Origin of the sequence: Ruegeria faecimaris (genome assembly GCF_900182615.1) — a bacterium.
In the GTDB taxonomy this organism is placed as follows: Bacteria; Pseudomonadota; Alphaproteobacteria; order Rhodobacterales; family Rhodobacteraceae; genus Ruegeria; species Ruegeria faecimaris.
Genome location: NZ_FXTE01000001.1, coordinates 1,247,304 through 1,261,135 on the forward strand (window position 1 = coordinate 1,247,304; position 13,832 = coordinate 1,261,135).

10 protein-coding genes are annotated in these 13,832 nt (G+C 57.5%); 2 read left to right on the top strand and 8 right to left on the bottom strand.

Annotated features, from left to right (window positions below):
* Positions 1-21: 21 nt before the first annotated feature.
* The 7 genes from mraY to mraZ are packed head-to-tail and all read right to left on the bottom strand — an operon-like array spanning position 22 to position 7,636.
* A complete protein-coding gene (mraY, locus tag FN806_RS06170) occupies positions 22-1,104 on the bottom strand; it encodes a phospho-N-acetylmuramoyl-pentapeptide-transferase (protein WP_142635045.1) in 1,083 nt (360 codons plus the stop codon).
* Positions 1,105-1,128: 24 nt separating this feature from the next.
* Positions 1,129-2,523, bottom strand: coding sequence for a UDP-N-acetylmuramoyl-tripeptide--D-alanyl-D-alanine ligase (locus tag FN806_RS06175; protein ID WP_142635047.1), 1,395 nt, complete (start codon positions 2,521-2,523; stop codon positions 1,129-1,131).
* Positions 2,520-4,001: a UDP-N-acetylmuramoyl-L-alanyl-D-glutamate--2,6-diaminopimelate ligase gene (locus FN806_RS06180; RefSeq protein WP_142635049.1), complete on the bottom strand. Its 1,482-nt coding sequence runs from the start codon at positions 3,999-4,001 to the stop codon at positions 2,520-2,522. The genes FN806_RS06175 and FN806_RS06180 overlap by 4 nt, the downstream gene beginning before the upstream one ends.
* Before the next feature lie 21 nt (positions 4,002-4,022).
* On the bottom strand, positions 4,023-5,810 hold the full coding sequence (locus tag FN806_RS06185; protein ID WP_142635051.1) for a peptidoglycan D,D-transpeptidase FtsI family protein: 1,788 nt from the start codon (positions 5,808-5,810) through the stop codon (positions 4,023-4,025).
* Positions 5,807-6,175 (bottom strand): cell division protein FtsL, encoded by a 369-nt coding sequence (ftsL, locus tag FN806_RS06190; protein ID WP_142635053.1) that lies wholly within the window; start codon positions 6,173-6,175, stop codon positions 5,807-5,809. The genes FN806_RS06185 and ftsL overlap by 4 nt, the downstream gene beginning before the upstream one ends.
* A complete protein-coding gene (rsmH, locus tag FN806_RS06195; protein WP_142635189.1) occupies positions 6,172-7,164 on the bottom strand; it encodes a 16S rRNA (cytosine(1402)-N(4))-methyltransferase RsmH in 993 nt (330 codons plus the stop codon). The genes ftsL and rsmH overlap by 4 nt, the downstream gene beginning before the upstream one ends.
* 4 nt (positions 7,165-7,168) lie before the next feature.
* The gene (gene mraZ, locus FN806_RS06200; protein WP_246097158.1) at positions 7,169-7,636 is read right to left on the bottom strand and encodes a division/cell wall cluster transcriptional repressor MraZ; all 468 of its coding nucleotides are present in this window, start codon (positions 7,634-7,636) and stop codon (positions 7,169-7,171) included.
* A gap of 918 nt (positions 7,637-8,554) precedes the next feature.
* On the opposite strand from mraZ, the gene FN806_RS06205 reads away from it, so the two are divergent.
* Positions 8,555-8,779, top strand: coding sequence for a DUF1127 domain-containing protein (locus FN806_RS06205; RefSeq protein WP_142635057.1), 225 nt, complete (start codon positions 8,555-8,557; stop codon positions 8,777-8,779).
* Positions 8,780-9,173: 394 nt separating this feature from the next.
* Here FN806_RS06205 and FN806_RS06210 read toward each other — a convergent pair whose 3' ends face one another.
* Complete coding sequence (locus FN806_RS06210; RefSeq protein ID WP_142635059.1) at positions 9,174-11,570, bottom strand: ATP-dependent helicase; 2,397 nt, start codon at positions 11,568-11,570, stop codon at positions 9,174-9,176.
* Positions 11,571-11,751: 181 nt separating this feature from the next.
* Here FN806_RS06210 and FN806_RS06215 point away from each other — a divergent pair, with 181 nt between their 5' ends.
* The gene (locus tag FN806_RS06215) at positions 11,752-13,539 is read left to right on the top strand and encodes a sensor domain-containing diguanylate cyclase (RefSeq protein ID WP_142635191.1); all 1,788 of its coding nucleotides are present in this window, start codon (positions 11,752-11,754) and stop codon (positions 13,537-13,539) included.
* Positions 13,540-13,832 lie beyond the last annotated feature (293 nt).

A 13,832-nucleotide genomic window follows, 5' to 3' on the forward strand; every position in this document is an offset into this window, starting at 1 on the left:
TCCTCCGAACCTGGCGGGAGCCTACCGGACCTTCAGCGTCGCAAGCCCAATCATCGCCAGGATTAAAGAAATGATCCAGAACCGGATAACGATGGTGGGTTCTGCCCACCCCTTTTTCTCATAGTGATGATGGATCGGGGCCATCAGGAACACGCGACGACCAGTGCGCTTGAAATACAGCACTTGGATGATCACGCTCAGCGCTTCGACCACGAACAGACCTCCGACGACAGCCAACACCAATTCGTGTTTGGTGGCCACCGCAATCGCTCCCAAAGCGCCGCCCAAGGCAAGCGATCCAGTATCGCCCATGAACACGGCAGCAGGCGGCGCGTTGTACCATAGAAACCCAAGGCCAGCGCCGAACAGGGCCGAGGTGAAAATAAAGATCTCGCCGGTTCCGGGCACGTAATGCACATCCAGATACTCGGTAAAGTCGACCCGGCCCACTGCATAGGCGATAATCCCCAGGGTCGATGCGGCGATCATTGCGGGCATGATCGCCAGCCCGTCCAGCCCGTCAGTCAGGTTCACCGCATTTGCGGACCCAACGATCACGACAATCGCGAAGGGAATGTAGAATATCCCCAGATTGAGCAGCGTGTCTTTGAATACCGGCACCGCAAGCTGATTCTGCAGCGCCTCAGGGTGGTGCATCGTGGCCCAAATAGACGCCAGAACCGCGATAATCACACCAAGTCCTAACCGCATTTTTCCAGAAACACCTTTGGTGTTTTGCTTGGAGACCTTGGCATAGTCATCTGCAAACCCAATGGCGGCATAGGCCAACGTTACGAATAAGACCATCCAGACATAGGGGTTGTCCCACCGTGCCCAAACCAGTGTCGATGTGACAAGCGCGCCCACGATCAGCAAGCCGCCCATGGTCGGCGTACCCGCCTTGGAAAAGTGCCCCTCGGGGCCATCATCCCGGATCGGTTGCCCTTTGCCCTGCTTGCGGCGCAGAACATTGATCAGCGGTTTGCCAAAGATAAACCCGAAAATCAGCGCTGTCATAAAGGCACCGCCCGCCCGGAACGTGATGTACCGGAAGAGATTGAAAAAATCCCCTCCGTCCGACAGGCCGGTCAACCAATAGAGCATATCAATACCTTTCCCGTGCGGCGATCATGGCTCAAGCGCGTCCCCTTGCCCCATTTCCCGCAAACCGTCAACAATTCGCGCCAGCGCCATGCTGAGTGATCCTTTGGCAAGAACAGTGTCGCCTGTGCAGATCAGCTCTGGCAGCCGTTCAGCCATCTCAACGCTGGTCTCAAACCAAAGTCCGCGCTTTTCCGCTGGCAACGCATCGTAAAGCGCTTTCATAAGCGGGCCAATGCAGTGAACCTGATCCATCTGCGTCATAGCCGCGACATTCGCCATCGCTGCATGCATGGGGATCTCTTGCGCGCCCAGCTCTTTCATATCACCCAGAAACGCGATCCGGCGCATGCCCTGTGAGGCGGCCAAAACTTCCAAGGCAGCCTCCATCGAAGTTGGATTGGCGTTATAGCTGTCGTCCAGCAATTCGATCTGACCACCACCGGCCAGCGAAATCTGCTCGCGAACGCCGCGACCTTTTACCGGCGACCAGTTGCGCAGGCCGGTGATGGCGTCGTTCAGGTCAACACCAAGTTCAACGCAGGCGGCCAATGCCCCAAGCGCATTCATGGCGAAATGAGTGCCTGCTGATTGCACATCAAAAGAAATGTCTTTTCCGTCGACGCCGGCCGTTGCATGGACCGAGTCAGGTTTTTGCACAACTCCGGTCAGCACGTAATCTGACGCAGCGCGCCCAAAATCGACGATCCCTGCTCCGGCCTCATCTGCGTATTGGCGCAGGATGTCGGCGTGTTCGATATCCGCATTCACGATGGCCGCACCGCCCGGGACCAACCCTTCGAATATCGCGGCTTTCTCTTTCGCTATACCTGCAACCGACTCGAATGCTTCCAAATGGACTGCCGCAACTGTGGTGACCAATCCCACGTGTGGACGGGCCTGACGCGCCAGCGGAGCAATCTCTCCGGGATGATTCATCCCGATCTCGATCACAGCGAATTCGGTATCGCGCGGCATCCGCGCCAGCGTCAGCGGCACCCCCCAATGGTTGTTGTAGCTGGCAACGCTGGCATGTGTTTTCCCATGAATTTCCAAGATATTGACCAGCATTTCTTTGGTCGATGTCTTGCCGACGCTGCCGGTTACACCGACCACGCGCGCCTCTGTCCGGGCACGAGCCGCCTGTCCCAGCGCCTCAAGCCCGGTCTGCACGTCCTCGACGATCAGTAACGGCGCGTCCGGGGAAACGCCCTCGGGTATCTGCGAGACCAGCGCTGCGCCTGCGCCCTTCTCAAGCGCTTGCGCCACAAAATCGTGGCCATCGCGCGCCGCCTTCAGCGCAACAAACAGATCTCCGGGCTGCAATGTGCGGGTGTCGATGGATACGCCATTGACCTGCCAATCGGCGGTGGCACGCCCACCCGTGGCCGCAGCGGCCTCGGCCGCAGTCCAGAGCGTCATGCCACCCTCCCGTCCAGGGCGGCCACGCTAATGCTGGCTTGCTCAACGTCATCGAATGGCAATACCTGATCGCCCACGATCTGTCCTGTCTCGTGCCCTTTTCCGGCGATCAGCAAGGCATCACCCGGTTGCAGGGCATCTATGCCGCGCAGGATGGCTTCGGCACGATCACCCACTTCGGTTGCCTCGGGCGCGCCCAGCATCACAGCGGTACGAATGGTAGCTGGGTCTTCGGTGCGAGGATTGTCGTCGGTGACAAATACCACATCAGCGTTATTGGCCGCAGCCTTGCCCATCAGCGGGCGCTTGGTCGCATCACGATCTCCGCCGGCACCGATGACGGCGATAAGCCGGCCCATAACATGAGGGCGCAAAGCCTTGAGTGCCGTGGCCACAGCATCTGGCGTATGGGCGTAATCGACAAACACAGCAGCCCCGTTTTCACGCGTCGCAGCCAGTTGCATCCGTCCCCGGACCGTCGTCAGATGCGGCAGGGTCTCGAAAACACGCCTGGGATCTTCGCCACCAGCGATCACCAGCCCACATGCCAGCAGGATGTTTTCAGCCTGGAACCCACCGATCAGGTTCAATCGGGTCTGATATACCTTACCCTGCCACGAAAACCGCAGATCCTGCCCGGTTGCATCAAAGCGCTGATTGAGCAGACACAGATCTGCATCACCCAATCCAACGGTCAGCACATTTTGCCCACGGGTTTCAGCGATACGACGAACCTGCCCACCCTTTGGATCGCTCATGTTGACCACAACCGTGCCGTCCTGAGGCAACACGCGGTCGAAAAGTCCTGCTTTGGCGGCAAAATACGCCTCGAAGGTTTCGTGATAATCCAGATGATCCTGGGTGAAATTCGAGAAACCCGCTGCCGCCAACTGTACCCCGTCCAGGCGGCGCTGCTCGAGACCATGCGAGGATGCTTCCATCGCGGCATGTGTCACACCGTTCTCAGCCGCGTCGGCCAAACACCGATGCAGGGTGATCGGTTCGGGCGTTGTATGCGCCAAAGGGGTAGTCCATGCGCCCTCGACCCCGGTTGTCCCCAGGTTGACGGCCGCATGACCCAGTTCCATCCAGATTTGGCGGACAAAGGTCGCGACAGAGGTTTTACCATTGGTCCCCGTCACAGCCACGATGGTCTGAGGCTGCTTTCCGAACCACAGTGCTGCGCATCCTGCCAGCGCCTGCCTTGGGTCTTCAACCACCACCAGCGCGGCATCCGACCCCGCAAGCACGCCCGCTGCGACCTCGGCCCCTTCGGCATCGGTGAGGATTGCGGCGGCCCCCATGCGCAGAGCATATTGAATGAACTCTGCGCCATGGACGCGCGTTCCCGGAAGTGCCGCAAACAGATAACCGTCTTTGACCTCGCGGCTATCAACGGCCAACCCGGTAATCTCAGGGTTTGCACCCGCACGTGCGGTCAGGGCCAGTTGGCTGAGTTTCTTAGTCCTAGTGCCCATGACCCACCTTTCGCCGGACGCCTAATTCGAGGTCAGCGTTATAGCAGCGCGCGCCTCAGGCTCAAGCCGGGGGCGCAATCCCAACAAGGGCGCGACACGCCCGATCAGCTCCGCAGCCACAGGTACGGCTGTCCACCCTGCTGTACGGCGTTTTTCGCCATAGGCCACGATGGAAGGTTCATCCAGAGTGACGATAAGTACGTACTTCGGATCATAGGCCGGGAAGATCGTCGCAAAAGTGGCGATGACTTTGTCATCATAGTACCCACCGCGCGGCTTCGGTTTGTCTGCCGTACCGGTTTTACCTGCCACGTCATAGCCGGCGACATCGCCAAAGCTCGCTGTGCCGTCGGTGACAACCTTGCGCAGCATCTTCTGCGCCTGCGTCGCAGCGCCCAGAGACATCACGCGCGGGCCATATTGTGACCCGCTCCTGCGCAGAATCGTTGGGCTGACATAATACCCGCCATTGGCAATCGCCGCATATCCCGCCGCCAGATGCATCGGGCTGGTCGACAAGCCATGGCCATAAGAAATGGTCACTGTGCTCAGCTCACCCCATTTCTTGGGCTTGAGCGGCTCGCCACCTTTTGCTTCGACAATCTCGAACGGGGTCGGTTCGAACATGCCCAGCGAACGCAGGAATTCCTGTTGCCGCTGCGCGCCAATTTGCAGCGCCAGACGCCCAGTACCCCGGTTCGAGCTGTGGACGATCACATCCGCCACGCTGATCTTGCCGTAATTCTTGCCGTTGAACTCACCAATCGGAAAACGACCGATTTTCATCGGACCCGAGGTGTCGATGATCGTTTCAGAATTCACCAGACCAAGCTGAATTGCCTGCGCAGCGGTGAATATCTTGAACACCGATCCCAACTCGTACACGCCCTGCACATAGCGGTTGAACAAGGGGCTGTCCGATGGATCGAACCCCGACGTCGGGGGGCGCGGGCGATCATTGGGATCAAAGGATGGCAGCGACGCCGCCGAGATGACCTCGCCCGTATGCGCATCCATCAAAACGGCTGAGGCGCCTTTGGCGTTCATGATCTTCATGCCACCAAAAAGCACCTGTTCGACAGCGGCCTGTACAGTCAGATCCAGCGAGAGTTGCAGCGGCTTGTTTCCGTTGGCAGGGTCCCGCAGATAATCGTCGAATTGCTTTTCAATCCCGGCCACGCCGATCACCTCGGCAGCACTGACGCCTTCACGCCCAAAACCTGACCCGCCAAGGATATGTGCTGCCAGCTTGCCATTCGGGTAAAGGCGCATTTCGCGCGGGCCGAACAGAATACCTGGATCACCGATGTCATGCACGGCTTGCTTCTGCTCGGGCGAGATGCGCTTTTTGATCCACAGGAACTTGCGGTTGCCGGTGAAATCCTTGATCAGACGGTCTTTTTCCAAATCCGGGAAGATTGCCACCAGTTGATCCGCGGCGGCAATCGGATCGATCATCAACGGCGGCTGGGCATAGACGGAATAGGTGTCCAGGTTGGTGGCCAGAATGCGCCCTTCGCGGTCAACAATATTGGCGCGCTGCATCGCGATTGTGGCACCGGGGGCGTTGGCCAAGGGTTCTTGCGCCTCGGACGTCGCAAGCATCCCCATCCGAACACCAACCACCGAGAAGGCGCAAAAGAAGAAAAGTCCCAGCACCAGCAAACGGCCCTCGGCCCGAGCACGGGCCCTGTCCTTCATATCTTCATGGCGCTTCTGGATGTTTTCGCGCTCGATAACCTTGGGATTTTCACCGCGTGCACGCGCATCCAGGACACGGGCCAGAGGGCGGAGGGGCGTGCGCGTCATGGGAACTGCACCTCTCCCAACGCCTTAATGTTGGTTATCGCCTGCAATTCGATGGGATCGACAATCGGAAGATCTGGATCCTCGGCATAGGCAACCTGATCCGCGCGCCCAAACTGCTCTGCTCGCAAGGGCAGCAGGCCGAGACGTTCAAAATTCAGATCCGCCAGCTCTCGAAGACGATCAGGACGGTTCAAATAAGCCCATTCCGCATTCAGAACGGCCAGTCGGACCTGCGCCACGCCGATCTCTCGTTGCAGTGTTTGCGTTTCTTTCACAACTTGCTGGGTGCGGTAGTTCTCTTGATACGCCCAAAGGGCCACCCCGAACACGGCCAAGGCAGTCAACACATACAATACACTCTTCATTTTGCCCTTCCCCCTAGTTGTGGCATCCCAATGGCGCGGGCTTCAATTTCCCCCGCCGGAGCCTCAGTGCGCACAGCAACACGCAGCTTGGCTGAGCGCGAACGCGGATTTTCTTGTAATTCCTGCTCGTCCGGCCCCACTGCCTTACGGGTTTTGAGCGTAAATTGCGGCTGGTCCTGCGCAATTTCGGGCGCATAGCGATTTGCCCGGCCTGTTTTGCCCGCCCGCGACTGAAAGAACCGCTTGACCATGCGGTCTTCGATCGAATGAAACGTCACAACAGCCAGCTGCCCGCCAGGTTTCAGCGCGCGCTCAGCGGCCATCAGGCCCTGGAACAATTCTTCATATTCTGCATTCACCGCGATGCGCAGCCCCTGAAAGCTGCGTGTCGCGGGATGCGATTGACCGGGTTTGGGCCTGGGCAGACAGGATTCGATAAGCCCCACCAACCGCAAGGTGGTTGTGATCGGCTCTTCCGCCCGCGCCTTGACGATAGCCCTGGCAATTCGCCTGCTGGCGCGTTCTTCACCATAGTGAAACAGGATGTCGGCCAGCTGCGCTTCGCTTGCGGTGTTGACCAGATCAGCCGCGCTTTCGCCGTCCTGGCTCATGCGCATGTCCAGCGGGCCGTCCTTCATAAAGGAAAAGCCACGCTCGGCCAAATCCAGCTGCATCGAGGAAACCCCAAGGTCCAGCACCACCCCGTCCAAGTTCTGAGCGTATTCGTCCAGACGCGAAAAGACGCCGGGCTGCATCACCAGCCGATCACTATAGCCCTTGGCCCAGTCCGCAGCCATTTCAAAGGCCAGCGGATCACGATCAACGCCGACGACCTTGTCCGCGCCTGCCTCGAGCAGGCCACGGGTATATCCTCCGGCACCAAAGGTTCCGTCCAACCAAACGCCCGACACCGGAGAGACCGCAGCCAGCAAAGGGCGCAATAATACCGGAATATGTGGTTTGTCAGAAGAGGTTTGCGCACCGGCCATGCCGTCACGCGTCCCCGACGCCATCTAGGAACACCAAAGGATCGAAATCCTCGGGTTGATCATCCAGCCATTCCTCGGCGGCCGCCAATTCATCAGACTCGTAGGTTTCAGGCTTCCAGATCTGGAACGTGTCGCCAGCGGCAATAAAGAAGGCTTCACCCTCTAGGTCAATCTTGCTGCGCAGCTTGGCGGGTAGAACCAGACGCCCGGTCTCATCCACGTTTGTCGGAAAGGATTGCCCGTGGAACATGCGCTGCAATGTCTTCCGCTGCATTGAACCCCGTGGAAGCGCATCAATCTTGGCGTCAACTTCGTCAATCGCCTGCATAGTATAGCATTCAAGGAATTTGCGCCGGTGGTCGCCATAAACAATTACAAGTTCGGGATTGTCACCGGGCTGCCAGTTGGGATCAGAAGCCTCAAGCACACGGCGAAACGAGGCCGGGATTGATACCCTGCCCTTCGTGTCCACCTTATGGTGGCTTTCACCTCTAAACCTGCGCGCCAAGACGACTGTCCCTTTCGCTTGCGCCCCACTTGAAATTCTCACTCCCCCCAGAATTAAAACGGCGGGTTGATCTGCTGCCACTGATCAACCCGCCGCATTGACCCGCTTTGCGGGATGTCCAGCTGCGCGCGCCACCTGGGGGGATGTCTGCTCGCCCGCGCGCCGGATCTCTTGATTGATGAAAGCGAGAAGCCTGTATGAAACCTGATTTTATTGGTTCGGGGTCGTTTAGCGCCCCATGTGCCTCGTCCTCATCGGATAACTAAGGGATGGCATGGGAATTCATGGAAATCAATAGAAAATTTCTCACACTCATGCCCCAGCTCACAATGTAATCGATAAGAAAATGAATGGAAACTCAATTTATACACCAGAATTAGGATACAACTACCTTATAGTAACCATATATAGATAAATCAGAGAAATTCTGAGCGTCCCATGAATTCCCAACATTTTTTTACTTTCGTCGATTCCCCGTAGATAGAGCCAGCAAATCCTCCATTCCAAACTACGAATCAACAAAGGTGGCTCGGCTCCCATGCACCCCCAAGTTACTAAAAACCACCTGAACCCACGATTTCCCATATACGCACGAGCACAGCCGTTCGGCTTCTTCGATAACCGTACCGAAGCAATCGGACCTTACGTCACGATCCTATGGTTTTCAGTGGAACCGCATTAGAAGCGACACCCTTGGCGCAACTCAAACCCATATTTTTAAGGCATATTCGATTGCCAACATTCAACTCTTTGATATCCATGCATTTGCTGCATAGCAGCATTGACGACGTCAACTATTGTGCAATCGCAGCATTTGCTTATTTTCATCCTCAAGCAAACGCCGAAACACTTCGGCACCAACATACGAAACGGGTTACGCAGATGGGTGTAGCAACACAACAAACCGCTCTGAGAAGCGCTCCGGCATTCGGCCTGGCTTCGATGATCGAAACCGCAAAGACCCGGTTTGCACGCTATCGAGCCTACCGCCAGACGGTTAACGAACTGTCCGAGCTGTCCGATCGCGAGTTGGCCGACCTGGGCCTGCACCGCTCAATGATCCGTCGGCTGGCAATGCAGGCCGCAGAAGAACAATTCGCGCGTTAAGCGCACAGCAATACAGAGATCAGACCCTACTCCTCCCTTGGGTCTGTAATCTGCGGCAACGTCTCTCCTCCTCCCTGACGTTGCCGCCTTTTATACCGGCCCTGAACGCCGGAAGCAGATACATCGGGGCTCTCCTCCTCCCTGCCCTGATGTTGAAAGTACGCGGCGACGTCTCTCCTCCTCCCTGACGTCGCCGCGTCTTCCTCATACCGGGATCAAACCCGGGTTCGGATACATCGGGGCTCTCCTCCTCCCTGCCTTGGTGTTGAAAAGAACGGCGGTTTCCTTCCTCCTCCCTGGGAACCGCCGTTTTTCGTTTCCCCCAAAGAAAAAGGCGCCCACCCAGGCGCCTTTCAAAACATTGAGCATGCGCTGTCAGGCGCATTCCTTTTGGTTAAAACGGAACGTCGTCCTTCGGAAAAAGATACTGGGCAACAACCTTCTTGGTGCCCGCCTTGTCGAACGCGACCTCAACCTTGTCGCCCTCGATGCCCTCCACTGCGCCATAGCCGAATTTCTTGTGAAACACCCGTTCACCCAGTGTGAAACTTGCCACCGCGGTTGCGTCGATCACCGTGTTGCGTGTTTCGCGCGGTTGCGACATGCCATATTGTCCCTGCCGCGCCTGCAGCCGTTTCCAGCCGGGTGAGTTATAGACATTTGCCTCAGCCGCGCGGGTTTCGATCCCGGCCGACGGCTGCCCCCCGCCATAGAGCCCCGGAGGCGTCAGAACCTCGACATGCTCCTCGGGCAGTTCGTCAATAAACCGTGATGGCATCGAATTCTGCCATTGCCCGAACACCCGGCGGTTGGCGGCAAAGGAAATCGTACAGACCTCTTCGGCACGGGTGATGCCCACATAGGCTAGACGCCGTTCCTCTTCGAGCCCCTTGATTCCGGTCTCGTCCATCGACCGCTGCGACGGGAACAACCCGTCCTCCCAACCCGGCAGGAACACGGCGGGAAACTCCAGCCCCTTGGCCGCATGCAGAGTCATGATCGAGACCTTTGCCCCATCCGTTTCCTTTTCATTGTCCATGACCAGGCTGACATGTTCCAAAAACCCTTGCAGGTTCTCGAAATTGTCCAGTTGGTTGACCAGTTCCTTGAGGTTTTCCAGCCGGCCCGGCGCCTCGGGCGTTTTCTCATTCTGCCAATGGGCGGTATAGCCGGATTCATCCAGCACGATCTGCGCCAGTTCGATATGCGTGTGCTCGGGCGCGCCATAGCGGATCGGAGACACCCCGTCATCAATGACGGTGTCATCATCCACTTCGATCCGTGGTCCGCGTGTCATCGCATTCCACCGAGCCAGCCCGTCGATCAACTCGCGCAGCGCCTTGCCACCCTTGCCCTTGATCAGCCCCTGCTCGACCACGATCCGCGCCCCTTCGACCAGGGACACCCCGTTTTCACGCGCCACCACTTGAATGGTCTGCTGCGCCTTGTCCCCAAGGCCGCGCTTGGGCGTGTTTACGATCCGCTCGAACGCCAGATCATCCTCGGGGCTGACCACCAACCGGAAATAGGCCATGGCATCGCGAATCTCCATCCGCTCATAAAACCGTGGCCCGCCGATCACCTTGTAGGGCATCCCGATGGTCAGGAACCGATCCTCGAACGCGCGCATCTGGTGCGACGCGCGCACGAGGATAGCCATTTCGTCCAGGTTCATCGGACGCACGCCACGCGTCCCGCTCTGCATCGCGTCGATCTCTTCTCCGATCCAACGCGCCTCTTCCTCACCATCCCAATGGCCAATCAGGCGAACCTTTTCACCCTCTTCTCTGTCGGTCCAAAGCTCTTTGCCCAACCGGCTTTCATTGCCCCGAATAACGTTCGAAGCCGCCGCCAGAATATGCGGGGTCGAGCGGTAGTTCTGTTCCAGCCGAACCACAAAAGCACCGGGAAAATCTTTCTCGAACCGCAGGATGTTGCCCACCTCGGCCCCGCGCCAGCCATAGATCGACTGATCATCATCGCCGACGCAACAGATATTCTTGTGCCCCCCGGCCAGCAGCCGCAGCCACAGGTACTGAGCGACGTTGGTATCCTGATACTCGTCCACGAGGATGTAGCGGAACCAGCGCTGGTATTGCTCCAGAACATCCGGATGGGTTTGAAAGATCGTGACCATGTGCAACAGCAGGTCGCCGAAATCCACCGCATTCAGCTCACGCAGGCGGGTCTGGTATTGGGCATAAAGCTCAATGCCTTTGTTATTATAAGCTCCGGCATCCGCAGCAGGCACCCTATCTGGCGTCAGCGCGCGGTTTTTCCAGTCATCAATGATCCCGGCCAGCATCCGCGCAGGCCAGCGTTTGTCGTCGATATTGGCTGCCTGAGTCAGTTGCTTGAGCAAGCGCTTTTGGTCATCAGTATCCAAAATAGTAAAATTCGACTTGAGGCCCGCCAGTTCGGCATGGCGGCGCAACAGTTTGACGCAGATCGCGTGGAACGTTCCCAGCCACGGCATCCCTTCGGCAGGTCGGCCCAACATGCGCCCGACCCGTTCTTTCATCTCGCGCGCGGCCTTGTTGGTGAAGGTCACGGCCAAAATCTCGTTCTCGCGTACCCGATGTGATCTGAGTAGATGGGTGATCCGCGCGGTCAGTGCCTTGGTCTTGCCCGTGCCGGCACCTGCCAGCATCAAAACCGGACCGTCCAGCCGCTCGACCGCTTCGCGCTGTGCCGGGTTGAGGTCGTTCAAATAGTCGACAGCCACCGCAGGCATCGCCCGCGCCGACAGCAATGCGCCCTCGAAGGCGTCCATTTCGTCAAAACTGCTCATACTCTCAAACTACGCCGGATGGGCGCAAAGGGAAAGGCTTTGTTCACGGCTTGTTCACAAGCTTTTAAGATTTTCCTTGCGTTCAATTCCAACCAAATGAAGCGGTGTTCGACTGATGCCATTAACTCTCTGTAAAGCCTTAGGTCAGATGCTTGGCCCAAAGGTTTGGGAGCATATGGATATGGCATTGGCTGAGCGGGGGACGATCAATCATCGACTCAAATGGACCGGGATCACCCTATTGCTGATCAGCCTCGCCATTGGTGCGGGTTGGGGTGTCTATCGGCTTCCTGCGCCCTTGGTGGAACGGATGCTGCGGACAGATATCCTCAAACAATCAGAATTGTGGAAACGCAGGGTTGTTTTGCACCTTGAAGACCCCGAAACAACGCTGCGAACCGGCCATATAGATGGGCATGATGCAGAGTTTCTGACGTCGATGCCCGAAGCATCGGATGTCTACCGGTTCAGGTTGTTCGACACGAGTGGACGCGTGGTCTGGTCCACTCGTCAAGGTGAGGTCGGCCTGCGCGAAGACAGCGCGTTCTTTCGCGCCGATGTTGCCCGGGGAATGGTGTACTATTTACAAGAGGTTGTGCCCCTATCCGAGATTGACGGCCTGGACTTGCACACAGGCAACATTCAGAACTCCAGCGCGCATCACATAGTCAAAGTCTTTATGCCGGTTACAAAAAACGGTCGCTTCATCGGTGCGATAGAGTTTTTTACCGATATCTCGGATTTGCGGGCGACCTTCATAACCCGGCTGAGAATTTCGCTGATCGTTCTAAGCGGTGTGGCCCTGTTGGCGCTGGCGATGGTGTCATTGGTGACCTACAGGACCAACCGGGCGCAACTGCGCTCTTTGCACAAACAATCCGAGAAAGAGCGTGATCTGATGGCGGACCAGCTCCGCCTTGCACGCGAAGTGCGGCTGCTAGGGGAGCTGAACGAATGGCTGCAATCCAGCCGTTCGCTGGATGAACTGTTCGATATGGTTTCGCGCTTTATGACCCATATCCTGCCCGAAGCAGAGGGCAGCGTTTACGTCTACTCGAACTCGCGCGATGTGCTTGATGGCTGTGCCAGTTGGAACGGCGGCACCCATAAGGCACATATCCACCCCGAGGGGTGCTGGGGTCTGCGCCGGGGGCGTACCTATGAATTCGGCGCCTCCGAGATTGATTTCATCTGCGAACATGCGGAACCGCATGACGGGCGCCAATATTTCTGTTTTCCGATTCTGGCTCATGGCGAGACGGTTGGATTGTTGCATCTTCGGGCACATGAAAACTGCGAAGAAGAGTTTCACGTCAGCAGGAAACTGGCGCAGCTCTGCGCTGAACAGATCAGCATGGCCATTGCAAATGTGAGGATGCGCGATCAGCTGCACGACCAGTCCGTGCGTGATCCTTTGACCGGACTGTTCAACCGTCGTCATATGACGGAAACCCTGCGCAAGTCTATTTCACGCAGTCAACAGACCGGTGTACCGCTGAGCCTGATCGCCGTTGATGTCGATCATTTCAAGAAGTTCAACGACACTCATGGCCATGATGCAGGCGACATGGTGCTGCGCGCAGTCGGAGCCGCCTTGGAACAGGGCTGTGACCGGGACGAGGTTGCCTGCCGTATTGGTGGTGAGGAATTCATGCTGATCTTGCCGGACAACACCCCGGATGACGCGGTGAGCCGTGCCGAGAAATTACGGCAGTCGGTCGAAGCGGTCTCGGTCCGATACGGTGACAAGTCGCTGCCGCGAATAACGATTTCGGTTGGTGTATCGCATTACCCGGCGCATGGCACCATGCCGCAAGATTTGATGCGCGCCGCCGATGACGCGCTGTATATGGCGAAAGACAAAGGGCGCAATCAGGTGCAAGTCGCCAAGGGAACGCCAACCGAAACCGGGTCCGCTGATAGCAACGGCCAAAAGGTTCGGACTTCAGGCCCAGTCGCGGCGGCGTGAAGCTCTAGCTAATACTTAGCAAAAACTTCACTTACCCGGCGCCTGATTGCGCGGGCAAGGTAGCCACTTCTATACTTGTTAGCTTTCTCCAAGATCTTGGCCACATCGCGATCTTGCCAACCGTCCTAGCCAGCCCTATCGCCTTTGAGCGGCACAATCCCTAGGTTCTGGACCTATTAATTTGGTTGCCGTCATCCCGCCTGCGTGATTCATACCCGTGAGTTTCAGGGGTATAACATGAGCAATCTATTCTGGTTGACTGACGAGCAGATGGCGCGGCTTCAGCCTTACTT

Excerpts from the sequence above, each read along its gene's own strand:
- FN806_RS06205 (WP_142635057.1), top strand. The coding sequence starts at position 8,555 with ATGGGTGTAGCAACACAACAAACCGCTCTGAGAAGCGCTCCGGCATTC.
- ftsL (WP_142635053.1), bottom strand. The coding sequence starts at position 6,175 with ATGAAGAGTGTATTGTATGTGTTGACTGCCTTGGCCGTGTTCGGGGTG.
- mraY (WP_142635045.1), bottom strand. The coding sequence starts at position 1,104 with ATGCTCTATTGGTTGACCGGCCTGTCGGACGGAGGGGATTTTTTCAAT.
- rsmH (WP_142635189.1), bottom strand. The coding sequence starts at position 7,164 with ATGGCCGGTGCGCAAACCTCTTCTGACAAACCACATATTCCGGTATTA.
- FN806_RS06215 (WP_142635191.1), top strand. The coding sequence starts at position 11,752 with ATGGCATTGGCTGAGCGGGGGACGATCAATCATCGACTCAAATGGACC.
- FN806_RS06175 (WP_142635047.1), bottom strand. The coding sequence starts at position 2,523 with ATGACGCTCTGGACTGCGGCCGAGGCCGCTGCGGCCACGGGTGGGCGT.
- FN806_RS06180 (WP_142635049.1), bottom strand. The coding sequence starts at position 4,001 with ATGGGCACTAGGACTAAGAAACTCAGCCAACTGGCCCTGACCGCACGT.
- FN806_RS06185 (WP_142635051.1), bottom strand. The coding sequence starts at position 5,810 with ATGACGCGCACGCCCCTCCGCCCTCTGGCCCGTGTCCTGGATGCGCGT.
- FN806_RS06210 (WP_142635059.1), bottom strand. The coding sequence starts at position 11,570 with ATGAGCAGTTTTGACGAAATGGACGCCTTCGAGGGCGCATTGCTGTCG.